The sequence below is a fragment of the Planococcus sp. MSAK28401 genome, from assembly GCF_018283455.1.
GTDB classification, from domain to species: domain Bacteria; phylum Bacillota; class Bacilli; order Bacillales_A; family Planococcaceae; genus Planococcus; species Planococcus alpniumensis.
In genome coordinates this window covers 3,385,799-3,411,530 of the sequence record NZ_JAAMTH010000001.1, presented here as the reverse complement: position 1 = coordinate 3,411,530, position 25,732 = coordinate 3,385,799, and the positions used below count along the sequence as shown (strand labels likewise).

At 49.2% G+C, this 25,732-nt stretch carries 30 protein-coding genes and 1 pseudogene; 14 read left to right on the top strand and 17 right to left on the bottom strand.

Going from position 1 to position 25,732, the window contains the following annotated elements:
- Window positions 1-139 precede the first annotated feature (139 nt).
- Window positions 140-1,486: a magnesium transporter gene (gene mgtE, locus G3255_RS17335; RefSeq protein ID WP_249222162.1), complete on the bottom strand. Its 1,347-nt coding sequence runs from the start codon at window positions 1,484-1,486 to the stop codon at window positions 140-142.
- A 107-nt stretch (window positions 1,487-1,593) separates the two neighbouring features.
- Window positions 1,594-2,130, bottom strand: coding sequence for a dihydrofolate reductase family protein (locus G3255_RS17330; protein ID WP_211655610.1), 537 nt, complete (start codon window positions 2,128-2,130; stop codon window positions 1,594-1,596).
- Window positions 2,131-2,334: 204 nt separating this feature from the next.
- On the opposite strand from G3255_RS17330, the gene nhaC reads away from it, so the two are divergent.
- Window positions 2,335-3,804, top strand: a complete 1,470-nt coding sequence (nhaC, locus tag G3255_RS17325; protein WP_211655609.1) for a Na+/H+ antiporter NhaC — start codon at window positions 2,335-2,337, stop codon at window positions 3,802-3,804.
- 48 nt (window positions 3,805-3,852) lie between these two features.
- On the opposite strand, the gene G3255_RS17320 is transcribed toward nhaC, so the two are convergent.
- From G3255_RS17320 to G3255_RS17305, 4 genes are all read right to left on the bottom strand, one after another.
- On the bottom strand, window positions 3,853-4,860 hold the full coding sequence (locus tag G3255_RS17320; protein WP_211655608.1) for a FecCD family ABC transporter permease: 1,008 nt from the start codon (window positions 4,858-4,860) through the stop codon (window positions 3,853-3,855).
- The gene (locus G3255_RS17315) at window positions 4,857-5,855 is read right to left on the bottom strand and encodes a FecCD family ABC transporter permease (protein WP_211655607.1); all 999 of its coding nucleotides are present in this window, start codon (window positions 5,853-5,855) and stop codon (window positions 4,857-4,859) included. The genes G3255_RS17320 and G3255_RS17315 overlap by 4 nt, the downstream gene beginning before the upstream one ends.
- 62 nt (window positions 5,856-5,917) lie before the next feature.
- Window positions 5,918-6,847 carry an iron-hydroxamate ABC transporter substrate-binding protein gene (locus G3255_RS17310; RefSeq protein ID WP_211655606.1) on the bottom strand — a complete coding sequence of 310 codons (930 nt, stop codon included), beginning with the start codon at window positions 6,845-6,847 and terminating at the stop codon, window positions 5,918-5,920.
- Window positions 6,848-6,854: 7 nt separating this feature from the next.
- On the bottom strand, window positions 6,855-7,646 hold the full coding sequence (locus G3255_RS17305; protein ID WP_211655605.1) for an ABC transporter ATP-binding protein: 792 nt from the start codon (window positions 7,644-7,646) through the stop codon (window positions 6,855-6,857).
- Window positions 7,647-7,802: 156 nt separating this feature from the next.
- Between G3255_RS17305 and G3255_RS17300 the strand changes: the two genes are divergently transcribed.
- Together G3255_RS17300 and G3255_RS17295 are read left to right on the top strand one after the other, a co-directional pair.
- Entirely contained in the window at window positions 7,803-8,852 is a 1,050-nt protein-coding gene (locus G3255_RS17300) for an NAD(P)/FAD-dependent oxidoreductase (RefSeq protein ID WP_211655604.1), read from the top strand.
- Window positions 8,853-8,927: 75 nt separating this feature from the next.
- A complete protein-coding gene (locus G3255_RS17295) occupies window positions 8,928-9,344 on the top strand; it encodes a cupin domain-containing protein (RefSeq protein ID WP_101192008.1) in 417 nt (138 codons plus the stop codon).
- 57 nt (window positions 9,345-9,401) lie between these two features.
- Here the strand turns inward: G3255_RS17295 and G3255_RS17290 are convergent, their stop codons facing one another.
- From G3255_RS17290 to G3255_RS17275, 4 genes are all read right to left on the bottom strand, one after another.
- Window positions 9,402-10,592 (bottom strand): MFS transporter, encoded by a 1,191-nt coding sequence (locus G3255_RS17290; protein WP_211655603.1) that lies wholly within the window; start codon window positions 10,590-10,592, stop codon window positions 9,402-9,404.
- A gap of 457 nt (window positions 10,593-11,049) precedes the next feature.
- Window positions 11,050-12,690 (bottom strand): diguanylate cyclase domain-containing protein, encoded by a 1,641-nt coding sequence (locus G3255_RS17285; protein ID WP_211655602.1) that lies wholly within the window; start codon window positions 12,688-12,690, stop codon window positions 11,050-11,052.
- A 113-nt stretch (window positions 12,691-12,803) separates the two neighbouring features.
- The gene (locus G3255_RS17280) at window positions 12,804-13,136 is read right to left on the bottom strand and encodes a heme oxygenase (RefSeq protein ID WP_211655601.1); all 333 of its coding nucleotides are present in this window, start codon (window positions 13,134-13,136) and stop codon (window positions 12,804-12,806) included.
- Window positions 13,137-13,219: 83 nt separating this feature from the next.
- Window positions 13,220-14,449: a dicarboxylate/amino acid:cation symporter gene (locus G3255_RS17275; protein WP_211655600.1), complete on the bottom strand. Its 1,230-nt coding sequence runs from the start codon at window positions 14,447-14,449 to the stop codon at window positions 13,220-13,222.
- Between the two features lie 271 nt (window positions 14,450-14,720).
- Between G3255_RS17275 and G3255_RS17270 the strand changes: the two genes are divergently transcribed.
- The 10 genes and pseudogenes from G3255_RS17270 to panB all read left to right on the top strand — a co-directional run bounded on the left by G3255_RS17270 (window position 14,721) and on the right by panB (window position 20,347).
- On the top strand, window positions 14,721-15,179 hold the full coding sequence (locus G3255_RS17270) for a DUF4181 domain-containing protein (protein WP_211655599.1): 459 nt from the start codon (window positions 14,721-14,723) through the stop codon (window positions 15,177-15,179).
- 34 nt (window positions 15,180-15,213) lie between these two features.
- Window positions 15,214-15,690 (top strand): DUF4181 domain-containing protein, encoded by a 477-nt coding sequence (locus G3255_RS17265; RefSeq protein WP_211655598.1) that lies wholly within the window; start codon window positions 15,214-15,216, stop codon window positions 15,688-15,690.
- 24 nt (window positions 15,691-15,714) lie between these two features.
- A complete protein-coding gene (locus tag G3255_RS17260) occupies window positions 15,715-16,188 on the top strand; it encodes a DUF4181 domain-containing protein (protein ID WP_211655597.1) in 474 nt (157 codons plus the stop codon).
- 29 nt (window positions 16,189-16,217) lie between these two features.
- Window positions 16,218-16,670 carry a hypothetical protein gene (locus tag G3255_RS17255; protein ID WP_211655596.1) on the top strand — a complete coding sequence of 151 codons (453 nt, stop codon included), beginning with the start codon at window positions 16,218-16,220 and terminating at the stop codon, window positions 16,668-16,670.
- A gap of 53 nt (window positions 16,671-16,723) precedes the next feature.
- Window positions 16,724-17,257 (top strand): GNAT family N-acetyltransferase, encoded by a 534-nt coding sequence (locus G3255_RS17250; RefSeq protein ID WP_211655595.1) that lies wholly within the window; start codon window positions 16,724-16,726, stop codon window positions 17,255-17,257.
- The gene (locus tag G3255_RS17245) at window positions 17,238-17,801 is read left to right on the top strand and encodes a GNAT family N-acetyltransferase (RefSeq protein ID WP_211655594.1); all 564 of its coding nucleotides are present in this window, start codon (window positions 17,238-17,240) and stop codon (window positions 17,799-17,801) included. The genes G3255_RS17250 and G3255_RS17245 overlap by 20 nt, the downstream gene beginning before the upstream one ends.
- A gap of 15 nt (window positions 17,802-17,816) precedes the next feature.
- Window positions 17,817-18,338 (top strand): annotated as a pseudogene (locus tag G3255_RS17240) (class I SAM-dependent methyltransferase); the annotation flags it as partial.
- An 87-nt stretch (window positions 18,339-18,425) separates the two neighbouring features.
- Complete coding sequence (locus tag G3255_RS17235) at window positions 18,426-18,842, top strand: HIT family protein (RefSeq protein ID WP_211656023.1); 417 nt, start codon at window positions 18,426-18,428, stop codon at window positions 18,840-18,842.
- Window positions 18,839-19,309 carry a GNAT family N-acetyltransferase gene (locus tag G3255_RS17230; RefSeq protein WP_349291457.1) on the top strand — a complete coding sequence of 157 codons (471 nt, stop codon included), beginning with the start codon at window positions 18,839-18,841 and terminating at the stop codon, window positions 19,307-19,309. Before G3255_RS17235 ends, G3255_RS17230 begins: the two co-directional genes overlap by 4 nt.
- Before the next feature lie 204 nt (window positions 19,310-19,513).
- Complete coding sequence (gene panB / locus G3255_RS17225; protein WP_211655593.1) at window positions 19,514-20,347, top strand: 3-methyl-2-oxobutanoate hydroxymethyltransferase; 834 nt, start codon at window positions 19,514-19,516, stop codon at window positions 20,345-20,347.
- Between the two features lie 64 nt (window positions 20,348-20,411).
- Here panB and G3255_RS17220 read toward each other — a convergent pair whose 3' ends face one another.
- From G3255_RS17220 to G3255_RS17190, 7 genes are all read right to left on the bottom strand, one after another.
- Complete coding sequence (locus tag G3255_RS17220) at window positions 20,412-21,176, bottom strand: hypothetical protein (RefSeq protein WP_211655592.1); 765 nt, start codon at window positions 21,174-21,176, stop codon at window positions 20,412-20,414.
- A gap of 72 nt (window positions 21,177-21,248) precedes the next feature.
- Complete coding sequence (locus G3255_RS17215) at window positions 21,249-21,527, bottom strand: hypothetical protein (RefSeq protein ID WP_211655591.1); 279 nt, start codon at window positions 21,525-21,527, stop codon at window positions 21,249-21,251.
- A gap of 15 nt (window positions 21,528-21,542) precedes the next feature.
- On the bottom strand, window positions 21,543-21,845 hold the full coding sequence (locus G3255_RS17210) for a hypothetical protein (RefSeq protein WP_211655590.1): 303 nt from the start codon (window positions 21,843-21,845) through the stop codon (window positions 21,543-21,545).
- Window positions 21,846-21,877: 32 nt separating this feature from the next.
- Window positions 21,878-22,165: a hypothetical protein gene (locus G3255_RS17205; protein WP_211655589.1), complete on the bottom strand. Its 288-nt coding sequence runs from the start codon at window positions 22,163-22,165 to the stop codon at window positions 21,878-21,880.
- 39 nt (window positions 22,166-22,204) lie between these two features.
- Window positions 22,205-22,504: a hypothetical protein gene (locus G3255_RS17200; RefSeq protein ID WP_211655588.1), complete on the bottom strand. Its 300-nt coding sequence runs from the start codon at window positions 22,502-22,504 to the stop codon at window positions 22,205-22,207.
- 39 nt (window positions 22,505-22,543) lie between these two features.
- Entirely contained in the window at window positions 22,544-22,771 is a 228-nt protein-coding gene (locus tag G3255_RS17195) for a hypothetical protein (RefSeq protein WP_211655587.1), read from the bottom strand.
- A gap of 182 nt (window positions 22,772-22,953) precedes the next feature.
- Window positions 22,954-24,273 (bottom strand): murein hydrolase activator EnvC family protein, encoded by a 1,320-nt coding sequence (locus tag G3255_RS17190; protein ID WP_211655586.1) that lies wholly within the window; start codon window positions 24,271-24,273, stop codon window positions 22,954-22,956.
- A 406-nt stretch (window positions 24,274-24,679) separates the two neighbouring features.
- On the opposite strand from G3255_RS17190, the gene G3255_RS17180 reads away from it, so the two are divergent.
- Entirely contained in the window at window positions 24,680-25,729 is a 1,050-nt protein-coding gene (locus G3255_RS17180) for a M14 family zinc carboxypeptidase (RefSeq protein ID WP_442757084.1), read from the top strand.
- Window positions 25,730-25,732 lie beyond the last annotated feature (3 nt).

The window sequence follows — 25,732 nt, the reverse complement described above, 5'->3', positions numbered from 1 at the left end:
GTGAATCCCTCCGAGTTTTTTATGGCCGAGCGGCTCTGAAACAAGCCGTTTAGGCAGGAGAATATACTTGCATAAAGTTTCTCCTTATTATACATAGTTGATTACTCGGAATAAAGAAAACAGCTCAAAAAAACACTGTTCACATCAAACGAGAGATGAACAGCGAAGCAAGCCCGAAATAAATGAGCAAAGAGAATATATCATTGATGGTCGTGATCAGCGGCCCTGATGCGACCGCAGGGTCTATTTTCAAACGGTACAAGATGAGCGGAATGATGGTGCCGGCGAGCGTCCCGATGATCAAGGTCAACAGCAATGAACTTCCGACAACGAGCCCGAGCACCAGGCTGCCTTGCCAGATATAGGCGATGAGCAAAATCAACACGGCACAGGTGACGCCGATGATGATGCCGACCCATAATTCACGCAAGATGAGCTTGAATGTGCCTTTTTTGTCGGGCTGCTGGGCGACCAGGCCGCGTACGACGACCGCGAGCGACTGGGTGCCTGTATTACCGGTCATGCCGGCAATCATGGGCATGAAGAACGCCAAGGCGACAACCGTCTGCAAGGTGTCTTCAAAGCGGCTGATAATGCCGCCGGAAATGAGCCCGATAAATAAGAGCAAAATCAGCCAAGGCAAACGGCGGTAAGCCGCGACAAAAGGGGGAGTCTGGAAGTCGATGGATTTACCGGATGCGGAAAGCTTTTCGATGTCTTCATTCGCTTCCTGCAACACGACATCAATGACATCATCAACCGTGATGATGCCGAGCAGCCGGTTTTCTGTATCGACGACCGGCAAAGTAATGAAATCGTAGCGGCCGATTATGTCTGCGGCGATTTCCTGGTCGGTCAAGGCATCGACTTTGACGACGCGTGTATACATGACATCGTCAATTTGTTCATCGAGTTCGCCGAGAATCAAATCTTTATAGGAAACGACCCCAAGCAGTTTCTTGTTTTCGTCGACGACATATAAGTAGTTCAAGTACTCGGCAATTTCCGCAAAATCGCGGATTTTATCGATCGCTTCACGGATTGTGTAATGGCGCGGAATCCAGACGTAACGATTGTTCATGATGCGTCCCGCTGTTTCAGGCGGATAATTCATGGTCTTTTGGATATAGGAAGATTCTTCGCGATTCATGCGCGACAGGAGCTCTTCGATCATCGTCGGTTCCAGATCGGACAAGAGGGAGACGAGATCGTCATTGTCCATCAAGTCGAGCACTTTGGTCGATTGGTCGACGGACATTCGCTCAAGCAAACGGACCTGGTCGTTCCGGTGAAGCTCCTGCATGAGTTCGGTCAGTTGGCGGACCGTCAGATGAAGCAGGAAGCGTTCACGGTGCTTTTCGGGCAAATGGCGGTATTGGACGGCGATATCATAAGGCTGCAGCTCATCGAGTATGTGCTGGAAGTCTTGCGTCCGACCGTCTTTCAATGATTGGATCAACGCTAAAGTAATTTCATTTTCTGTCATCGCAAGACGGCAGCTCCTTCCGGGATGGCCATAAGTGCGAGGCGGCCTCATTTCTTCTTTCCCCAAAAGGGAGACGGTCACGCTCATTTGTTTTTAAAACATCTTCATTACCGTTCAGGCGCGTAATTGGCGATCAAAACGCCTTGGTCGGTCGAAAAGTTTTTCAGCAATTTGAATGCTTTGGGCGATACGCCGTCGCGAAACAGTTTTTTTCCTTCGCCCAATAGCAGCGGAAAGGTCATCAAATGCAATTCGTCGACCAAATCATGTTCGATCAAGGTGTCGATGAGCTCGGCGCTGCCGTAGACAAGCAAGCGTTGGCCGGTTTTCTTCAGCCGTTTGATTTCATCGACGAAATCGTGATTGATCAGGCGCGCATTCCACTCGGTCCGCTTGAGCGTGTGCGACACGACATATTTCGGGATTTCGTTCATCCGGTCCGCAAAGCCATGTTCATCTTCAGCGGTCGGCCAAGTGGCAGCGAACCCGTCATACGTGACGCGCCCGAGCAGCAAGGCATCGTTATTGTAAAGCTGGCCCAGTTGAAACTGGGCGAGTTCATCATCCCAATAGGCTGCTGTCCATGACGGTTCTTCCATGACGCCATCGAGTGTGATATACATCGAAACAGTCAGTTTTCCCACGTTCATCTTCCCCTTTCCACAACAAGATGCCGGAAGCTTAGGCAATAAGGTTACACTTCGGGGCGGGCTGAGGAGAATCCTGCTTTGAACTATTCCGAATTCCGAAAAATCGGTTTAATCTGAAAGTTTATATGGCATTGAAATCAGTATAGTGGCAAAATAAATACAAGCATTCATTCCATTTTCACAAAGGGGTTTGAGGACATGAAAGAGGAGAAAAAACATTCAAAGCAACAGGAGATTGAAGTGCCCTTTTGGCTGGCTTTGCTGCCGCTGATTTTTATGGTGGCGGCCATGGCTGTGACAATCATCATTTTTGAAGGCAGCCCGCATATTCCCTTGCTTCTTGGCACGACCGTCGCGGTCATTATCGCCTGGCGGTTGGGGTACCGCTGGCATATGATCGAAGAAGGGGCCTATAAAGGAATCCGTCTCGCGCTTCCGGCTTTAGTCATCATTATCATGGTCGGCATGATCATCGCTTCATGGATCGGCGGAGGCATCGTCGCGACGATGATTTATTATGGCTTGAAAATCATTACACCGTCTTTATTCCTCGTCACCATTTGTTTGATCTGCGCACTGGTTGCCGGTGCAATCGGCAGTTCATGGTCGACGATGGGCACCGTGGGCATCGCCGGCATGGGCATTGGCGCAAGTATGGGAATTCCGGCGGCAATGGTCGCCGGAGCGGTCATCTCGGGTTCTTATTTCGGGGATAAGATGTCACCGCTGTCGGACACGACGAACTTGGCAGCAGGGGTTACCAACACCAATTTGTTCGTCCACATCCGCCACATGATCTACACGACCATCCCGGGCATGATCATTGCCCTCGGCGCTTACTTTTTCTTGGGACGCCAGTTTGCCGGAAACTCGGTCGACAGCGGCAATATCAATACCATCCTGGCGTCGCTTGAAGAGAATTTTGTCATTTCGCCATGGCTCTTGCTCGTGCCTTTGGCGGTCATCGTCTTGGTGATGAAAAAAGTGCCGGCATTGCCGGCTCTCGGCATCGGCATCGTGCTCGGCTGGCTGTGCCACATCTTGGTGCAGGGCGGATCGGTGGCAGAAGCGGTCAATGCGCTGCATGATGGCTATGTCATCACGTCCGGCAACGAAGTCGTCGATTCCTTGTTCAATCGAGGCGGCATCGATTCGATGATGTTCGTGATTTCGTTGACGATTTTCGCCATGACGTTTGGCGGCGTGTTGGAACATACAGGCATGTTGAAATCGATCGTCACCAAGATCTTGATGCTGGCAAAAACAGCCGGCAGCTTGATTGCTGCGACTGTGGCGTCCGCGTTCTTGACGAATGTCACGGCTTCTGAACAGTATATTTCGATTCTGTTGCCGGGCAGGATGTATGCGCGGGCTTACCAGGACCAGGGCTTGCATTCGAAAAACTTGTCGCGTGCACTGGAAGACGGCGGGACAATCACGTCGCCGTTCGTTCCGTGGAACACATGCGGCGTGTTCATCCTGGCGACGCTTGCGGTCCATCCATTCGCCTATGCGCCATACGCGGTGTTGAATTACTCGGTGCCGATCATCGCCATCCTTATGGCGTTCCTCGGTTGGAAAGTCGAATTCATGACCGATGAGGAAATGCAGAAGCTCAAAGACCGCGAAGCGCGCATGGAAATGGACGCGCAGGAAGAACCGGTTTAACAACAGCAAAACGGCTCATCTCCCTTTTTCGGGGACATGAGCCGTTTTTTATTTCTTCATTAATAAATAAACAAAATACGGTGCGCCGATCAATGCTGCCATGACACCAGCCGGAATGCCCGACGGTTCAAGCAGGTTGCGGCCGATTGTGTCAGCTGCAAGCAGCAGCCAGCCGCCGAGCAGGATGGCGACGGGCAGGAACAATTGATGGCGCGGCCCGACAAGCGCTTTCGCGAGGTGCGGGGCCATCAAGCCGATAAAAGCGATGCTCCCGGTGACAGAAACCGCAGCGGCAGCGAGCGCGACGGCCGCAAGCAAAAGGACGGCGCGTTCTTTGCCGATATTAAGCCCGAGACCGATTGCGGCGGATTCGCCAAGCCCGAGGATGTTCAGCCGGTTCGCTTTATACAGAACATATGGAATCAACACGACAAGCCAAGGCAACAGTGCCAGGATGAACGGCCAGTCGGTGCCCCAAATGGAACCTGCGAGCCACTGGGCAATGAAGTCCACTTTTTCCCGTTCAGCCGATGAAATCAGCACAATCATGACGCCGGATAAAGCCATTGAAAAACCAATGCCGACGAGTACGAGGCGGACCGGTTGAAGGCCTGTACGCGGATCGCGGGAGAACAAGTAAATCAGGATCGCCGTGATAAACGCGCCGAGAAACGCGACGAACGGCATCAAGAAAGCAAAAGAGCCCGGCTCTACAGGGATGAACAAAAAGAAAATGGCAATGGCGACACCGGCACCGGAATTGATGCCGATGATGCCCGGGTCGGCCAAATCATTGCGCGTAATGCTCTGTAGCACTGCGCCCGATAAAGCGAGTGCCATCCCCGCTAGAAACGTAATGAGCAGTCTTGGCATCCGGATGGAATACAGTACGAACTCTTCTTTGAAATCGCCTTGCCCCATCAAAACGGGCACAATTCTGCCGAAACCGAGCGTCGAATAGCCGAGCCCTAAACTCAAGACGGCGGTGACCAACAGGATGATGGTGAGCACGAGCAAAGTGATGCGCTGTTTACGGATTAAATGTTGTTGGATCATGTGAACGCACCTCCACCTTTACGGACGATGAGCAGGAAGAATGGCAAGCCGAGCATGGCGACCACCGCTGCGACCGGCGTTTCAAATGGTGCGTTGACCGTGCGTCCGAACAAATCGGCGAGCAGCATGAAGATGGCGCCCGTGACGGCGGACATCGGAATGATGAAGCGGTAATCGCTGCCGACGATCACACGGACGATATGTGGGATCATCAAGCCGATGAACGCCAAGTTGCCGGCTAACGCTACTGCAGCGCCGGCAAGCAAGGTGACGACGACAAACAGCATTGCTTTGATCTGGCCGGTCTTTTGGCCAAGCCCGATCGCCGCTTCTTCACTTAAGCTCAACACTGCCAGTTGGCGGGATAGCAATAAAGCGACAAACAAAGCGATGGTGATAAACGGAATGATAATCTGCAGCTGTCCCCAAGACGTGCCGATCAAGCCGCCGGCGGTCCACATGGAGACGTCTTTGGAAATCTTAAACAGCAAGCCGATCGCTTCTGCAATGGCGGTCAAAAATGCCGATACCGCCGCTCCGGCAAGGACGATGCGAAATGGCGAAAAACCGCCGCGACGCGAAGCCCCGATGCCGAAGACGAGCCCGGCCCCGATGGCCGCCCCGATAAAGCAGGCAATCATGATGCCGAAATAATTAGCTCCGGGAATAAATGCCAATGTCGCGGCCAGTGCCGCATTGGCTCCGGCAGTCAAACCGAGCAAACCAGGGTCTGCCAGCGGGTTGCGGGTCATGCCTTGCATGATCGCTCCTGAGACGGCGAGTGCCGCGCCGACGAAAATCGCAGCGACTTCACGCGGCAGGCGAATTTCCTGGATGACCGAAATCTGTTGTCCGGTGTTGTCGGAAAACAGCGCCAGCCATAGGTTTTTCAGGCTGACATCAGCAGCCCCAAAGACCATCGACAAAACAAAAGCCAGCACAAGTGCCAGCAGGCTGATTCCAAATATGTATGAAAAACGGGCGTTATAACGCATGCATCATCATCTTTTCTATAGAAAGGATAAAGGGATTCCGCTGCGCAGAATCCCTTTTGTGTTTATTGGCCAAGGAATTTTTCCTGGAACAACTCAAGCTGGTAATCGAGTGAAATCGGATCGTTGAAGTACAATTTCTTCGCATCCGCTTCAAATACTTGGTCGTTCTTTACAGCTGGCGTGTTTTGGTAAAGGTCCGTTTCCTGGAATGAATTATCCTGTTCGGAGTCTTTGCTGAAGATTACGTAATCGCCCATATATTCAGGGAGGACTTCTTGTGACAAGGCATAGTACCCATCAGTAAGAGCCATTTCTTCAACTTTTTCCGGCATGTTCAAGCCCATCTCCTGATAGAGGATCTCGGTGCCGCGGCCCCAGTTGTCGCCGTATACGTACAATTGCTTATCAAAGTTCTCGATGACGGATACCGTTGCATCTTCGCCAATCTCCGCTTTGATCTCTTCGCCCGCAGCTTGTGCGCGTTCTTTAAAGTCGTCAACGAATGCTTGTGCTTCGTCTTCTTTATTCAATAGTTTCCCAATTTCCAGGTGTTGTGTCAAATAGTCGACTTTGCCGTAAGTGTAAGTCACAGTTGGTGCAATTTGTTCCAGTTTATCGACGTTTTGAAGAGTCGAGTAACCGATAATCAAATCCGGATCCAATTCGATGATTTTCTCCAAGTTCTCTTCCGACACTTCTTCTACGCCGTCCAAGTATGGTTCGTAGTTCGGATTGTCGATCGCCCAAGCGTCGATGCCGGCAAGCGGTACATCAAGTGCCATGACGTTTCCGCCGTAAGCCAAGGCTACCACGCGCTGTGGGTCAGCCGGAACTTCCACTGTACCATTTTCAGATTCGTATTGGATGGTATCGGATCCGCTTGCTTCGCCTTCCGAACCACTCGTTTCCTCTGTCGTTTCTTCTGTAGAACCGCAAGCGGCAAGCGCCAGCATAAAGAGTAAAGCGATGGATAAGATAAGTAATTTTTTCATGATCTGGTTAAGCTCCTTTAATTAAATTATATGTTAGGCAAATCGGTTTTTGTGTTCGTGGGTCAAGGCCAATTTCCGCATCGATGCGGAAAACTTCGCGAAGGACATCCGGAACAATGACTTCTTCAGGCGATCCGGCCTTGATGATCTGGCCGTCTTTCATCGCGACGATATGGTCGGCGAAGCGGGCAGCGTGGTTCAAATCGTGCAGCACCATAACGATGGTGCGTTCTTCCTCGGCGTTGAGTTCGCGGAGCAGTTCCAGGATCTCCAATTGATGGGCCATATCGAGGTATGTGGTCGGTTCATCAAGGAAAATCATTTCCGTCTCCTGCGCCAGTGCCATGGCAATCCAGACACGTTGGCGCTGGCCGCCCGATAAGGCATCAACGGGATGGTATTTGAAAAATTGCGTACCGGTCACATTGAGCGCCCAGTCGATCATTTCATAATCCCGTTTGCTGAGCTTGCCGAATCCCTTTTGATAGGGGAAACGGCCGTAAGAGACAATCTCGCCGACGGTCAAACCGGCGGCATTTTCCGGCGACTGCGGCAAGATGGCGAGCTTTTTCGCCAATTGCTTTGTTTTTTCTTCGGCGATTTGCTGGCCGTCGAGAATGACAGAGCCCGATTCGTGCGGAATGACGCGTGTCATCGCTTTCAAAAAAGTCGATTTCCCGCAGCCGTTCGGCCCGATGATCGCCGTGATCTGTTTATCTGGAATCGACAGGGACAAGCCTTTGACGATTTTCCTTTCGCCATAGCTGACTTCCAGGTTTTCTGTAAAAAGGCGTCCCATCGACAGCCCTCCTTTTCCTTAAATCGAAATTTTGATGCCAAAAAATAAAAATAGGATATATGTTGATAATGATTCTCACTTTCATTACAATGTATACTATAAAGTTATTGAGAATCGTTGTCAATCGGAATTTACTATAGAACGGGGATGGAAAAAATGGCCAATCACGACATCTTTGACGTAACCATCATCGGGGGAGGTCCCGCCGGCTTGTATTCAGCTTTCTACAGCGGGCTTCGGGGCATGAAAACAAAAATTATCGAGTTCCAGCCGCGCCTTGGCGGCAAGCTTCATGTCTATCCGGAAAAAATGATCTGGGACGTCGGGGGACAGACGCCGATCCGCTGCGAACAGCTGATCACTCAATTGGTCGAACAAGGGCTCACTTTCGATCCGACAGTATGCTTGGATGAGAAAGTGGAAAGCATGAATAAGAACGAAGACGGCTTGTTTGTATTGGCAGGCGCGTCGGGTGAAATCCATTACTCGAAATCGGTCATCGTCGCAGTCGGCGGAGGCATCTTGAAGCCGCAGAAGCTGCAAATCGAAGGGGCCGAACGCTTTGAAGTAGCGAATCTCAATTATACCGTGAAAACACTTGAACGTTTCCGCGGCAGTACGGTGCTCATTTCAGGAGGCGGCAATTCGGCAGTCGACTGGGCAAACGAGCTCGAGCCGATTGCCGAAAAAGTCTATGTCGTCCACCGCAAATCCGAAATGGCCGGGCACGAAGCGCAAGTGCGCCAATTGCTTGAAAGCCGCGCCGAATGCTTACTGGATTCCGCTATTACGCGGCTCGTGGCATCGGATGCAGGCGACCGTGTCGAGTTGGTGGAAGTGATGAACCAAGTGACGGGCGAACGGTGCATGCTGCCGGTCGACCAGCTCGTCATCAACCACGGCTATGAGCGCGATGCGAGCTTACTTGAAAACAGCCCACTCGATCTGGAAACAAAAGACGAGTTCTATTTGCAAGGCACGCCGGCAAGTGAAACTTCCGTACCGGGAGTGTTTGCGGCAGGCGACATTCTCCAGCACGACGGCAAGCTCAATTTGATCGCCGGCACGTTCACTGACGCCGCCAATGCCGTTAATAAAGCGAAAAAGTTCATCGAGCCGGACGCTGCCAATATTGCCATGGTGTCTTCCCATAATGATGTGTTCAACTCCCGCAACCAGGCGCTGAAAAAACAAGCCTTGCGCTGAGTGGTTTGTTTATGTCCGCTTTTCCCAGGGTAGAGAAGAGCAGGACAGAACAATAAACCGGAGGAGGAACCACACATGGAATTAAAAGATTATGGTGCTGAATCATTTGTCGTCAATATCGAAGATGCGACAAAACAAAACGATACGTTCCGGACCGCTCTTTGGACCGGGAAAAACTTGCAAGTCACATTGATGAGCATCGCAGCAGGCGATGACATCGGGCTAGAAGTCCACGAACACGGCGACCAATTCCTTCGCATTGAAGAAGGAGAAGGCCTTGTACAGATGGGCGACAGCGAAGACAACTTAAGCTTTGAAGAAAAAGCGGAAGACGATTACGCCATCCTCATCCCCGCAGGCAAATGGCACAACGTCACCAATACAGGCGATAAGCCGCTGAAAATCTATTCCATCTACGCACCGCCAGAACATCCGCACAGCACTGTGCATGAAACAAAAGCGGAAGCGGACGCAGCAGAAGAGGAAGAATAAGTGAAAATAAAGAACGGCCGACATGACTTGTCGGCCGTTCTTTTCTATTAAATCCGTTCAATGCGCTGAAGCGAGCTTGCGTTCTTTTTTTCCGTGTAAGAAATAGTACGGCACGATCAACGCGAATACGGCGATTCCCAATAAGCCGTAAAGCGCGCTGTAGCCGGTGAACGGGATGATGAAGCCGAGGATATACGGCCCCATGCCGAGCCCGCCGTCCATCGCGACAAAGAACGTCGACGTGGCAAGCCCCATGCGGTGGGGAGGCGTCAGTTTGATGGCGACCGCTTGCGTCGTCGATTGCATATTGCCGAACCCAAGACCGATCAAAGCGCCCGCAAACAACAGCCCCAGGCTCGAATCAGCGACACTCAGCAGCAACAGGCCGGTCGCGAGCGACACGAGCGCTGGATACATAATGTAATTGGCGCCATACAAATCCATGATACGTCCGGTGAAAGGGCGTGTCAGCAAGATTACGACAGCGTATACCAGGAAGAAGAAACTCGCCGCTTCCACTAGCCCTTTATCGTTGGCGTAAAAATTAATGAACGACAGAACGCTCGAATAGCTGAGCGCTATCAGGAACATGACAATGGCGATCGGCACAGCATTCGCTTCTAAATAATTAGAAAGCTGGAAGCCGGATTTCGCTTCTTCTGCAGGCGGTTTCTCCAGCGGCGGCACTTTCACAAAAGTGCTGAGCGCCAAGGCAGACAAGGCAATCGCCACACAGGCAGCAAAAATCACATTATAGCCAGTCCATTGGCTCATCATCAAGCCGATAAACGGCCCGAAAGCTGCCCCAAGCGTAGCACTCATGCTGAAATAGCCGATGCCTTCGCCTTTACGCGTGTGGGGAATGACTTGTGCGGCGATCGTGCCGGCAGCGGTGCTCGCAACTCCGAGCGTCACGCCATGCAAGAAGCGGTTCAGCATCAGGAAGGGCAAACCGAGCGGCAGGAAATACAGCGCAGTCATGCCGACAAACAAGGCAGAACCGAGCACCAAGGCGCGTTTTCGGCCGATCATATCGAGTGTGCGGCCAATAACTAAGCGCCCCGCTAATGCCCCCAAGATGAAAATCCCAGTGACGAGGCCGGCTTCACTGGTCGAAGCACCGTATTCTTCGACGGCGTATAAAGCGATCGTGACAATCAATAAATAAAAAACGAGCAGTAGCAGGAAATGGACAACGGAAACGCCGATAAAGTCCCGTGTCCATAATTTAGGTTTGTTGTTACTCAAATGAAAGACTCCTTCGAAAGCACAGTAGCAGCGCTATATATAATACATCTTCGGCTTTTGCCACTATCAACCGTAGCAGACCCCGGGCGTGCCGTCCAATATACGGCACTTGAAAAAGCACTGCCTCAAGAGGCAGCGCTTTTACAGCTTGTTGAGAAAGTATGAAGCCGTATTTTCCGAAGCTTATCGCTCGCTTTCCGTGGGCTCGCGCCCAAGCCTCCTCATCCGCTGCGCGTCTTGCGGGGTCTCGGTCGTCTCGCTGATCCACCGGAGTCGAGCGAACGCTTCTCCAAATACTTAGAGAGAACATTGATTTTTAATTGTAGAAAATGTGATTTCCTTTTTGATCTATAGCAAATTATAGACTTCTTCAACACTGTGAAAAAGCACCGCCTCGAGAGGCAGCGCTTTTAGATTTTTACGGGTAAGGATGAAGCAAACAGGCATTTCGGTTTGTTCATTCCGAGGCGATATCCCGGTAGAACGTCGTCTGGCTTTTGCCGTTTTCCTTTGACACATACAGCGCCGCATCGGCATACGATAATAAAGTATAGAGATTCTCGGCATTGTCCGGGTAAATGGCGATACCAATACTGCACCCGAGCTTAACACGGCCGGCCTCTACGGTGATCGGCTTGCTTAGCCGATCGATTAGCCGCTGCGCCAACTGCCTTGTGGGCATTTCGCCCATGCCTTCACAAGGAAACAATAAGACAAACTCATCTCCGCCAATGCGGGAAATGAACGCATCATCAGGCAGTTCCGCCATCAGCCGTTCGGCCACTTTCTGAAGCACTTGGTCGCCCGCTAAATGCCCTAAAGTATCGTTGGCTTTTTTAAAGCCGTCCAGGTCCAAATAGAAAAAGGCCAATTGTTCTCCATCGGTGCGCGCGCGTTTCATCATACGATCGGCGGCTTCTTCAAGTGCGATGCGGTTCGGCAGGCCGGTCAGCGGGTCGCGCTGCGCCAAATCCTGCATACGCACCAAATCGGATTCGGTCGTGCCCAGTGTCATGACTAGGCTTTCAAGCGAATTGGATAAGTCTTCAATTTCACGGACCCCGGTATTTTTCGGCAAAGCCAATTGTTCTCCTTTACGGAAGGCTTTCGCTTTGTTGGAGATTTCGTTGAGTGGGCGGCTGATGCGCCCCGCTACGAGCCAGCCGGCAAAAGCAAAAAGAACAGCGCTTGCCAGGCCGCTCAACATGATGATGCGGCTCAAGTCGCGCGCAGCGGCAAAGGCGATTTCTTCCGGTTGGCGGACAAGCACGGTCCATTCGATTCCTGGGTAGTCCCAGTTGGTGCGGCCTCTGGTAAATCCGGTTAAATACGAGTTGCCGTCCGGCCATTGTTCCAGTACCCAGCCTGCCCGTTTTCCTTGCGACAGGATATAGGAATCAATTGGAAGCGGCTTGCCTAGAAATTGTTCAGGGCCGAGAATGACACGGTTGTCCCCTGGGCTTAAAACGAAAACCTCTAATCCATTTTCGTTGCCGTTGAGCGGGCGCAACACGAATCGCATCACTTCTTGCGCCCAGTCCCAGCTTAAATGGGCAGCCAGCACGCCGCCGAACGAGCCATCCGAGTAGAAGACTGGGACACTGATGTCGACAAACTCGAGCTCATGACCGCTTGGATTCGGTAAAAGATCCGCCAAAAGTAGCGCTTCGTGGACATCACCAATATAATCCGTCTGCCGTGCTTCGGAATAAACCGGGCGCTCGGACAAATCCATGCCTTCTAGCAATTCGTTGGTGGAAGCAGTCACGATGCCAGCCGAATCGGTCATGCCGATCCAGGAAAAAGCCGGCACTTGATCTTGCAGCATTTCAAGGGTAGCGCGCTTTTCTTCGATGGAGGTAGTCAGTTCAAGTTCTTCGATCTCCCCGAAAGTCTTGATTTCGCTATAGCGTCCCCACATATATTGATCCAATCGGTCTTTCATCTGAAATGCTGCGCTAGATAGGGCATTGCCACGCTGCTCTTCCAGCCGCTTCGTGCTTACTTCAGAGACCAGCATGCTGAGCACGGCAGCAAACAACAGGATGAAAGCGGCGAAGATCAATCCCCAGTAATTTCTCAGTGATAATGATTTCATATGGATTCCTTCCAAAATAGGCAATTTTCACGAACACCTTAAGTATATCAAAAGTCCTGCATAAAAAGGGAAGGAAGCAAAAAGAAACAGGCAGCAAAAGCTGCCTGTTTCCATTATTTAGCTGCTTCGATAACCGAAGCAATTTTCGTGATGACGAGTTGGCTCCCAAGCATTGGCGATTCTTTTTTCTCTTCGCCTTCCGCCGGTTCAGGGCGTTTATGGGCTTGCTTGAAAACATCGCTGGATTTCCATGCTTCGTAATTGTCGAGTGTTTCCCAGTACATATTGACGTTCAGTTCATCGTAATCTTCCAGGTCCTGGGTAACGGTCACTTCGACTTTATGGAAGCCTTCCATTTCCTGCAATGCGCCTGGGCGTGTGAAGTTGGGTGCCATTTTTTCAGCAAATCCCGGTTTCATTTTGATGCGGTTGGTCACGATATACATAACTGCATGTCTCCTTTTTCAATGGGATACGAGATACTCCCACTGTATCACAGAGCCCCATGATTTGTCCGCAGCGAGTCGTGTTAAGCCTTGGCGGTTCCACGTCTTTTCTCGCTTTTATCGATCAATTTCGAGCCAGCCAAATCGCCTGTCACATTGAGCATCGTAGCGCCCATGCCGACAAGTGCATCGATGGCAGTGAGGAGCGCGACGGCTTCCATCGGTAAACCTAGCTGGACGAAGACGGTAGCGATCATGACGATGCCAGCGCCTGGAATGCCGGCGGTTCCGATAGTAGCAAGCGTCCCGATCAAGACGACCATGAACATTTCAGACATGCTTAATGGATCGCCGATAATATTGGCGGCGAATATGGCCGAAACGGCGATGCGGATAGCCGCACCATCCATATTGATCGTCGCGCCGAGCGGCAGGCTGAAGCCGTACAAGCTTTTCGGAATGCCAAGGCCGCGCGCTGCATCAAGCGTTAATGGCAAGGTGCCGGAGCTGCTTTGCGTAACAAACGCCGTCAACATCGGTGTCCGGGCGTGTTTGAAGAAATGGAGCGGATTGACTTTGAACAACAGCATCGCTGCGGTGTAAATCGCAATTTGGACCGCGATGGCAATGTACAAGACACCGACCATGCCGAGCAACTCTCTCAGCGTTTCCAGTCCTTGCGAGCCGACTGTCTGCGCCATGATGGCGAAAATGCCGATCGGCACGTATTGAAGGATGGCTTTTAAGACCAGCAGAGTCGCTTCGTTCAATGCGTTGATCGTTTTCATCAAGTGATTGCCGAGTTCGCCGAATTCCGAAGAGCTTCTCATATATGAAATGGCGATGCCGAACGCGAACGCCGTGAAGATGATGCCGAGCAAGTTCATCTCACTGAATGCCGCGATGATATTGGACGGCACAATGTTCAACAGAACACTCGCAAAGCCAGGGTTGTCTGGAACATCAAAGGTTTCCGACCCGTCGAGCTGCATGCTCGAACCCGGTTGGAAGATGCTTGCAACCGTTAAGCCGACAATGATAGCGAATGCCGAACTGAGTGTATAGAACAGGAAGACTTTCCCGCCCATTCGACCAAGGTCGCCGATTTTCGATTGGTTGATTCCGACAATTAAGGTGAAAAAGATGAGCGGCACAATCAGGAAGGTCAAGAGCCGCAAGAGCAGATCCCCAAATGGTGCCAAGACAGCCGTATCTGGCCCGAAGATCAAGCCGACGATGACGCCGAGGATGAGCGCCACAGTGATTTTTAAGATAAGCGATACATTTGCATAAGATTTCCAAAGAGCTTTCATAAGCGCCTCCTTTATTTTTCTTTTATTTTTTAAAACCATATAAACTTAGTCGGATTTGACTTAATTACGATAGCCTATGCCCTTTGTTTTGTCAAAGAAGCGAACTCGGCAGGAGAACGAGGCGCAAAAGGCGAAAAAATGATGAACGAATCGACGGTTATCAGAAAACTTAAAAATATTCTATAATTTCCCAAAAGCTCGTGATACGATAGATATAGATTATAGAAGAAACTGAAATATAAGCAGCGTGGAAGTCTCGGAGGTAAGGGAAATGAATGAAATGCGGTACTACGAAACAGATTATAGCTGGATGTGGGAAATTGCTGGTTTTATTGGAGCAGTGGCTTTGGCAATAGGGGGATTTGGTTGGCTACTGAGAAAAATCCTGGGAGTCGAACGCAAAAAATGGTTTTCACCTTCCTCAAATTTCGTCAACGAATCTCATGAAAAAATAAACAATTATTTTAGGTGGGGGAATCTCGCCATTTATATAATGACGCTCATCATCTTTGGTTTTCAAAAAGGAGCGTTGTACTTTATTGTACTGTCAATATTGATTGGCGGAGTACAGGAGTTATTTAATGCCTACATGGAAAAAAGGTATGCCGAAAATCCAAATGATTATAAATATACGCTGCTGCATTATCCGGCTTCCATGGTCATTGTTACTACTTGTGCACTGGCTTTTCTTCCCGAAATAGTAGATGCCTTCCTAAAAGAACTGAGTTGACTTTTAAAAGAGCCAAAAGGTAGGAGGATATGACATGGAAGGTACAGGTTATTCTGAGACGTTGTCGTTCGACTGGTTATGGGGACTGCCGGCATTTTTTGTTGTTTCTGGACTTGCTATCTTCAGCATCAATTGGATCTTACGTAAGATCTTAGGCGTGGAGCGGAAAAAATGGTTTTCTTCTTCGGAGTATTTTGTCAATGAGTTCCACGAAAAAGTAGAGCGCTATTTCCGATATGGAAATACGGCGCTATACATATTGTTCTTACTGTTTTTCGGCTTTGAAAAAGGCTCTATTTATTTTGTTGCGCTCACATTTTTGCTGAGTGTGCCCCAAGAATTGTTTAGAGCTTTTATGGAAAAAAAGTACGCTGAAAACCCGAATGACTATAAATTCACTTTACTGGAATATCCCGTTTCCATGATCATTTTCTTTACTTGCGCTGTGGCATTCACGCCTGAAATGTTCAGTCTATTTATGGATGAATTATCATTTCTATTTTCAAATTGAATTGAGCAGATTGGAGGGTTAGACATGGACGGAGTGAACCGAATGTACGGCCCAGACTATTCTGGAATGCAAACGGATGTCATGTGGGAAGTTTTTGGCTTTTTGGTTGTCGGCAGCATTGCAGTTTTTCTAGTTAATTGGTTTTTGAGAAGGACTTTAGGGGTTAAACGCAAGAGGTTTTTTTCTCCTTCGTCGAATTATGTTAACAGTCAACATCAAAAAGTGGATGCCTATTTCCGCTGGGGCGGTGCAGCGATCTTTCTTCTTGTGTTTTTTTTCACGTATGGACAGGGCCCGTTCATTCCGTTTGCGGTGTTGGTTGTTATCGGAATTTTTCAAGAAGGATATACCGCTTATATGGAGAAAACCCATTCTGATAATCGGAATGATTTTAAATTCACATTAATGCAATTGCCGATTGCACTCACCATCATTTTTATATGTGCCTATATTTTTTTGCCGGATTTTGGTGACGTGTTTTTTTATGGAGTTGATTGAGGGATGCTTAAGACAAGGAGGAGAGCGGTATGGTCCATCAAGGAAAAGTGCAGCGCTGGCTGCTGGTCATCATGTTATTGGCTGTCAATTTGCCGCCGCTGCTCCTGAGTTCAATGCCGGCTGGGTTTGCCCTGTATTTTCAAATATTCGTTTCGGCATTGCTCGTGCTGGCTTTGTTCATCAAAGTGCTTGTCAAAGTGCGTGGCAGTAATATCATTTACCGTATCGAATTGGGAAGTTTGCCGCTTTATTACAAAACGGTATACACGGGAGAAATCCGTCGCATGGAGTTCAAGCGCAGCAATTGGGCTTCGAAAGTGGCGGTGGTCCGTGTGAGAAAGGGCATCGATTTGCGCTTCGCTTTATTCGGCGACGGGTTATTTGAAGATTTATCACAATTTGCCAAACGCAATGATGTGGAGCTTCGAAAGTCGAAAGATTATCAAACCCTCGAAAAGCTTGGCAATAAGAGGCTTCCTTAGTGGAAGATTTCTGAAAAATGTTTCACGTGAAACAGCGAAAGGGGCAAGTGTAGATGCAATTGGAAAGTGGGCGCTTGCTGCTGCGCCGTTACCGCGATGAGGACTTTGAATTCTTGTATTCCTTGTTGAAACAGCCGGAAGTCATGCAGCATATCGGAGACGGCAAAGTGAAGAGCCGCCAGCAAGCTTTGGAATTTCTGTACTGGATTTACCGCATGTACAGGGAACATCCGGAGCACGGTTTGTTTTTACTGGTGCGAAAAGAAGATGGCAAGCGGATTGGCCATGCTGGGCTGGTGCCGCAATCCGTAGATGGGCAGACGGAATTGGAAGTTGGTTATTGGCTCGCGCCAGAATTCTGGGGCTTTGGCTATGCCCGTGAAGCTGCAGGGCTGTTGTGCCAAAGAGGCTTCACAAAGCATGGGCAAAGCGCACTTATTTCACTCATTCAACCAAAAAATCAAGCTTCGCAGAAAGTAGCCGAAGCACTTGGCATGGAATGCGGAGAACCCGTTTTGCGCAACGGACAATACGTACTCGTTTACCGGGTGCAAAAGGAGCGATGGCATGCAATTTCCCACACTTGAGACGGAACGGTTATTGCTGACGGAAATTACGGAGCAAGACACAGATCGCTTTTTCGCGCTCTTGCAGCGTGAAGACGTAACTTATTATTACGGCATGGACCGCCTATTAGAGAAGGAAGAAGCGCTCGAGATGATCCGGGCTTTTCGCGTCGTGTTCGAATTCATGCGCGGCATGCGTTGGGGCATTCGCTTGCGTGGGGAACAAGAATTGATCGGGACAATTGGGTTCAACCAGCTTCAGCTGCGCTCGAAAAAGACGGAAGTCGGCTATGAATTGCATCCGGATTATTGGCGCAAAGGACTGATGGAAGAAGCGCTTTCGGCTGTACTGGACTATGCGTTCGACGAGCTTGGGCTTTACCGTGTAGGCGCTACAACTTATCCCGCCAATACCGGATCGAACCGGCTGTTGAAGAAAATGGGCTTTACGGAAGAAGGCCAGCTCCGCGGCTATTTGTTTCAGCGCGGGGAGTCACACGACGCACTGGTTTTTTCGCTATTGGCTCCTGAATGGAAATTACAGCGTGAGAGAATTGATAAGTAGAAGGGAAGCGGCAAAATGTTAGGGAAACAAGGATTCAACGAATGGGCAGCGGAATACGACGACACGGTGCGCGAAAGCGAGCGCCAAGGAACGTATCCGTTTGCTGGCTATAGCGAGGTGCTGACAGAAATTTTCAAAGCAATTGACGAGAAGCCGAAAGCGTCGGTTTTGGATGTCGGCTTTGGGACCGGTGCATTGGCGTCTGCTTTATACGATAAAGGGCATCGTATTTTCGGAATTGATTTTTCTTCTGAAATGATTGAACGTGCACAAGAAAAGATGCCGGAAGCGCAGCTGGTGGAATGGGACATGGCGAATGGTTTGCCGCCTGCTTTTGACGGGCAGTTTTTTGATTGCATCGTCAGTACATACGCACTTCATCACTTGGAAGACGCGGATAAATGGAGTTTCCTCAAGCAATTGCTGAAAAGGCTGGCGCCGGGAGGCACGTTATTGATCGGCGATATCGCTTTTCGGACCACGGAAGACCGTCAAGCTTGCCGGAATGAATACGAAAATGTCTGGGACGCTGACGAAGCTTATACCGTTTTTGATGAACTCGAAGCGGCCTTGTCCAATATCGCAACATGCGAATTCAAAGCGCATTCCCATTGCGGCGCCGTTATCCAATTGCATCCCGAATGCCCGTTTTGCCATCCGGTTTATGACCTGGAGCAGCGGATCGTTTTTGAAACCGCTAATTGCTGGTTCTTGCAGCACGAGAAAGCGCAAGGCGTGCTCGAAGGGTCGGGTGTTATTGTCCCGAAACAGCATCGCTCGTCGCCGTTCGAACTGACGCCGCAAGAATGGCAGGAGACACAGGAGCTGCTCGGACTCGTGAAGCCTTTTCTCGAGAAGATAGCGCCGGACGGCTATACGCTCGGCTGGAATGTCGGAGAAGCATCGAATCAATCGATCGGCCATAGCCATCTCCATGTCATCCCGCGTTTCAATGACGAACCGTATGCCGGAAAAGGCTTGCGCCATTGGCTGAAAAAACCTGAAAACCGGCGTCCTGGCCAAGGCAGGGATGAACGGTGAAATTTCAAGAACAGGCAATGACAGAAGAACGCGCAAGGGCCATCCTTTCCTGGCGCTATCCGTATCCTTACGATTTCTATAACGGGGAAGCGACGGCTGAAAGTTTGCAGGAGCTGATGGACGGCAACTACCGTGTGGTGACAGAGCGCGGGGAGTTGTTCGGTTTTTATTGCACGGGCAAGGGAGCGCAAGTGCCAGCGGGCCATGAATCAAACGCTTATGCAGACGGCCCCGTCGATATCGGGCTCGGCATGAAACCGGAAAAAACCGGAGCGGGGCGAGGAGCTGCGTTTGTGGATTTTCTGCTCAGTGAAATCAACAAGCGCTATCCCGAACAAGCACTGCGCCTAACGGTCGCCCAGTTCAATGCACGCGCGATCCGTTTGTATGAAAGGGCTGGATTCGTGAAGGCCGGTGAGTTCAACAACGACTACGCTGCGTTTCAAGTAATGCTGAAGGATGAGTGACTTTCAGCTAGCGTAAGCATCTGCTATAGTAAAAACAGGGCGGTATCTGTGAGGAACTGCACCTGTAAAAAGCTTAACAACTCAATAGATCTGCCTTGATCTGAAAAATGACAGGGACGGAGAAACCGACGCAATCAAATTCTGTCCGTCCGCTCTTTTGCGGCGGGCTTTTTTCAAAGGTTTCCTTCCCGGAAGGAGAAAACAATGGAAAATACAGCTTCATTGATGAAGATGAAACAACAGGGAAACAAAATCGCGATGCTGACGGCCTACGATTACCCCTCCGCCAAAATCGCGGAAGCGGCGGGGATGGATGTGCTGCTTGTCGGCGATTCGCTTGGCATGGTCGTACTCGGCTATGATTCGACCGTCAAGGTGACCGTCGAGGATATGGTCCATCACGGAAAAGCGGCACGAAGAGGGGCGCAGGATACGTTCCTTGTCATTGATATGCCGTTCGGCTCGTTCCACGGCAGTTGGGACCACACACTGGAAAACGCCATGCGCATCTTCCAGGACACGAGCGCGCAAGCTTTGAAACTTGAAGGTGCAGGAGAAGTACTCGAAGTGACGCGAAAACTCGTCGGGGCAGGCATTCCCATTGTCGCCCATCTTGGTTTATTGCCGCAGTCAGCGGCTGTGCTCGGCGGCTATAAAGTGCAAGGCAAAACCGCCAGCGCCGCCAAGCAATTGATCGAAGACGCCAAAGCGTGCGAAGCGGCAGGAGCCTGCATGCTCGTACTCGAATGCATCCCGCATCAATTGGCTGCCCAAGTCACAAAAGAACTCAACATTCCGGTCATTGGCATCGGCGCCGGCAGCGAAACCGACGGGCAAGTGCTTGTCTACCACGACACCGTAAAATACGGCTCGCACCATTTGCCGAAATTCGTCCAGTCCTACGCAGAAGCAGGCGAGACCATGCAACAAGGGCTCGCCCAGTACGTCGAAGAAGTGAAGAGCGGCGCGTTCCCGAAAGAACAGCATCGCTTCACGATGAAAGAAGAAGAACTCGAGCAGCTATACGGGTCGAAATAATTAAATACACGCAAAAACAGAGAATCCATTGCTTATGGGATTCTCTGTTTTTTGATGGCTGCAGTTATTTGATTTCGCTCATGACCGGCTTGAAAGCCCGCACTTCATGGTGAGAAACCGTTAAGAATAAGTACTCGTGCCGATGATAAATGGCCCTCGTCTTATAGGAATACTCAGCAGGATATTCAGTTATACCTGTAGACTCCTCAAATTTCCACAGCCATATTTTATTGTTTTCGATAAAAACCGCGTATTCAAACGTTAAAGCAAAAGCGATTAGATGCATCGGTAAAATCGGAAGTTCCATTGCCCTCTGCTGTTCCAGCTCGCCGTTCAAGAAAATCAATTCATTGTTTTGCCAACTGATGCAAGCGAATGGTTTGTGGCGAACAATTAATGGATCGTATAGCAAGTTGTTTTCGATTGCCCTTTCAATAAAGGATTCAGGTTCTCGCAAGGGAGCAAAATAATTCAGCATATTCTTTCCCAAGTCTTCCCCAAACGCCCCCTCATCGCCATAACTGCACAGAACCCCGTCTTTATAGGGAAATAATTCATATACGTCATGTCCGGTACCATGTTCCGAAACAAAATCTCCTGTGAGTGTATAAAATGACAATTTTGCTTCTAAACGATTCAACAGACAAAAATGGCTAGCGGTAAACCGGATATTATACTGGTGGGGAGATGCCAATAGAATGGTTTTTCCATCCAATTGAACAATGGATTCACCTTTACCTTTCAACAATACGATAATGGAATTTCTCTTGCAGTCCGCATCGAGAATCTGTTTCTCGCTTTTAAAAAGGATTTCTTCTTGAATAAACATGAGCATAATCCTCACTTCTGTTTAATTACTTGAATGGCTTTAGTTGGATAAAAGAGGGAAGGGAGCTTCCGACTACGGTTCCTGAAAACCGAATACCGCAACAAAAAGTAAGACTGCATACAGCACAAAAAGAAAAGCATGTCCGCTGGTGAGCAGCATTCGGTAAACAGTCCGGACCCCAAACCAAGCTGCAGCGAATCCGACAACGGCCAGCACGAGCGGTGAATAGAAACCGAGCGCAAATAGACCCTCGAATAGCAGCGTCCCCAAACGACTGCCAGAATAAGCGAAAGGGATAAGCAGTGCGAGAAATAACAGAAACGACAAGATGGACAGCAATTGCTGTTTCATTGAAGCCCTCCTAATTTACGGTTCGGATATGCCATGGCCCAGCAACAACAGGAAGAGAAAGCTGGAAAGTACTGCAATAAAGATACCATTTGCAATGACGCTGAAAATCATAACCGGCTTATTTTTGGTGCGTATCCCTAAAATCATGGCCAGTATGAATCCAAAGTCGATGAAGCCATAAACAAAGAAATAAACCCAGAAATTTATATTGGGAAGTGCCCAACCAGTCACTAGCACGATGATAGCTGTGAGCACCAGCGATAAAGTCAGCACAATCGGTTTTGCTTCAGTAAAAGTTTCTTGCGTCCTCGTCTCCAAGATAGCACCTCTTATTTATCAGGATAAACAGCTCAATAAGCAATATATGCCCCCACCGCCAGGACTGTCATAAGCGCCAATGCTCGGATCCAGATCAACTTATTGCTGATGCCTGCTTTCCTTTCTAAGTAATATATATAGTGCACCAAGATGATCAATCCAGCACATGGCAGAAGAAACTCAGCGGGATTCATGCCAATATTGTTGAGAACCAATTCAAAGATGCCAAAAGTCAAAAGCAACATCCCTATAGCACCAATGCTTAAAGATAAGTAGGGATTATTTATGTTCTTTTCTTTCCTTCCGGAATCGGAATCCATCGATACACCTCTTTATTGAAATTTGTTTAAATCAGCTGCTTAAGCCGAAAGGGCCCCTAAAACAAACGGTGAAATCATCAGCAAAACAGAAGCGGATACCAATAAAATCGTAATAGGCCGACGCAGTTTGTCGCGCTTCGTTCCTTGATACCAGCCCGAAAATTGCAGCTTATTGCGATACAGCACAAAAATCAGCAATAGCACCGCGACGCCGCCGAGCCATCGATACGGTTCGGTGTTAGGGCTGCCTGAATAAAAACCTGTCAAAATCAATCCGCCGCCCATTCCCAGGATCCCTAAAATGGCAAACACACGAATCAGTTCGAGAAGTGTCTTCATGTGGCTATCTCCTTTCCGTACGGGGGTGTGTTCGATTGCTTAAAAGCTGGTGGCAACGACCAAAAGAGAAACCACCGAAACAAATCCTTGGAGCGCGCCTTCCCATCTTTTTTTCTCCCGAAAGCTTTCGATGCTTTGCGATAAGAACATCAATGCTAAAAAAGCGAAGATGAAATTCGGGAAAGGCTTAAATTCATTCCCGGTCAATAAAAGGGCTAGTAAAAGCAATGCTGCAATCGCCATTCCCATATTGATTTTCCCCAACATACTGAACCGCCTCCTTAAGTGATAGTGGATCTTATGGAATGAGTAATATATAGAAAGAAATCTGTTTATTTCTTTCAGTCTAACATATAAAAGGAAGAATTTAACTCTTCGACAAAATTCAATGGATACAAAAAGGCAGTACCCGAGATTCTCGGATACTGCCTTTTATCTATTGCGGATCGTCACCCACCGATATATGCTGCTGGGTTGACTGCGTTCGAGCGAGCGCCGTTCCAGCTGCCGATGTGGATTTCAAAGTGCAAGTGCGGGCCAGTTGAACGTCCAGTGTTGCCCATGCCGCCAATATTCTGCCCTTGAGAGACAGCTTGGCCGACAGAAACATTGATGGAATTCAAATGTGCATACGCCGTTGCATAACTTTGTCCATTGATGACATGGGTAATGATGATGACGTTGCCGTAACCGCCCATAGCGCCAGCGTGCGATACATAACCGCTTGCTGCTGCATGGATTGGCGTTCCTGGGCTATTGGCGATGTCAAAGCCTAGATGCGATTCATGCCCTGCCCCGATATCACGTCCGCCAAATCCAGAAGTATGGCGTCCTGCTGCCGGGCGGATGAACCCAGCGCTTGATTTAGGTGCTGCCGCTTGTGTGACAGTGGCTGCAGGAGCACTGGATTGTGCTGCTTTTTTAGCTGCAGCTTTGCGGGCTGCGGCTTCTTTCGCTTTGCGTTCTTCTTCTGCTTTACGCGCGATTTCCGCTAAACGTTTTTGTTCTTTGCCGATTTTCTTTTCTAGTGAAGAACTGATGTTCATGGCTTTTGCATGGTCTTCTTCAAGTTTTGCTTTTTCTTTTGCTAGGCGTTTCTGTTCTGCTTTCAAATCATCCTGCAAATCGTCTTGCTTTTTCTTTTGTGCGTCCAATGAATCTTTCAAGTCCACAAGTTCTGCCTTTTGGCTCTCTTGTTTCGCGAGCTTTTCTTCAACTTCCGCTTTTTGTTCAGCTAAAAGCTCTTTATCTGCTGCTTGTTCGCGCATGATTTCGCGGTCTGCTTCGATCAAGGTGTTGACGGCAGATGCGCGGTCGATAAAGTCGACGAAGCTGTTAGCTCCAAGCAACACATCGATATAGTCAACGGAACCGCCGCTCAATTGGATAGCGCGTGCCCGTTCTTTCAAAAGTTCTTCGCGTTCTGCGATTTTGCGTTCCAGTTCTTCAATCGATTCTTTCAACTCATCGATTTCGACTTTCGTTTGGTCAATCTGTGCTTGAACGGCATCGATCTTGCCTTGCGTTTCTTCAATTTCGCCGTTCAATTCCTGTATTTTGTTCATGATTTTTTCAAGCTTTGTCTGGTTCTCGACGATCGCGTTGTTCTTTGACTGGATTTCGGAATTCAAGTTGTTCTTTTCTTGCTCGACCTGTTGTTTTTCTTTTTCGAGGTCGGACAATTTATCAGCACTCGCTGTCGGCAAGAAAATGGATAGCGCCAGAACAGCGGATAATGCTGCTACGAACCATTTGGACCATGTGTTCAATGTGTTGTGCTCCTTTCGCGTTCCCTTAATTAATTTATTGTTTTTCTATTTAAGAATTCTTTTTTGATGTAATAAAGCATAGCTGAGGCCATGAAAAAAAGCCGTCAAAAATTCCGGCAGACCCATTGTAACACCGCATAAACCTATTTATTATTACAGTTTCTTATCAAATCTAGGTCTATACTGTCATAAGCGACACATAAGCAGAACAAATGTAATTTTTATAAGGAGAAAGTAATGTTTTTGCAGAATAATTCATGTTTTCTATTATTTCTGATAGGGCTGGGGGCAGCGGAAGGCGTTTGTTTCGCATTACGAAGGAATCGTTTTCACAATTCCGGCAGGAGAAGAAGGCGGAAAAAAGGAAAGGGTCGGATGGCAACATACAAAAAGGAGTGATGGATCGATGAAATCGTTGAAAAAAGGGGTATTAACTTTATCGTTGGCGGGGGCTCTTGCTTTGAGTGCCGTACCGATGAATTCTACCGTAGTGCAAGCAGTCGGCAACGGGCCTGGATATGGCGGCAATGAAACAATCAACACGTCCATTTTGACCACCTACTCGGAAATGGCTGACTTTTTGAAAAAGCAGGATGCCAAACAACCACAGATGGAACTTGAAGTCATCGGGCAAAGCGTTAAAGGGCGCGATTTGTACGTGGCAAAATACATGAGCAACCCGGAAAACCCGACCATTCTATTCTTGACGCAACAGCACGGCAACGAACAGCTGACGACAGAAGGAGCGCTTGAATTCATCAAGCATCTGGGCACCGGCAAAATGAAAGGCGTTACGGATAACGTCAATATCCTGGTCGTGCCCATGCTCAATGCAGACGGTGCCATGGGAGACGTTGATTTCTCATTGGACGATTACGTAGCGTCAGGTGACCGCAACTTAACGCGCTACAACGCAGTCGGGGTGGATTTGAACCGAGATCATGTCGATAAAATACAGCCTGAAACAAAAGCGTTGCATGATAATGTCATGCGCAAATATGACATTGATTATATGATCGACTTGCACCATCAAGGGGTCAATAGCGAACGCGACGGCGAATTGGTTTCGGGCTCAATCCTTTATCCAACTACACCAAATGCGGACCCGGATGTCGTAGAAGGGTCGAAAAAGCTCGGCGCTGTCGTGTTTGATGCTGTCGATTCCACTGGATGGGGCCATCTCGGGAAATATCGCGGCGGCGACGCTGAAACAATCAGCCGCAATGGAATCGCAGTTGAATACGGCATTTCGACATTGCTCTTTGAGATGCGCGGTATGTCCGACCACGAATACGAGCCGTATGTCCTTGGCCAGAAGAGCAACGGCTATTTGATCAAACAAACGATCACGACATTGGAATCGACTGTGCGTGCCATTGCGGACGGTTCGATTGATACACAAGACACGTCGTTCTGGGATACGCTGGCATTCCAACAAACCCGCGAAACGGAATAAGAC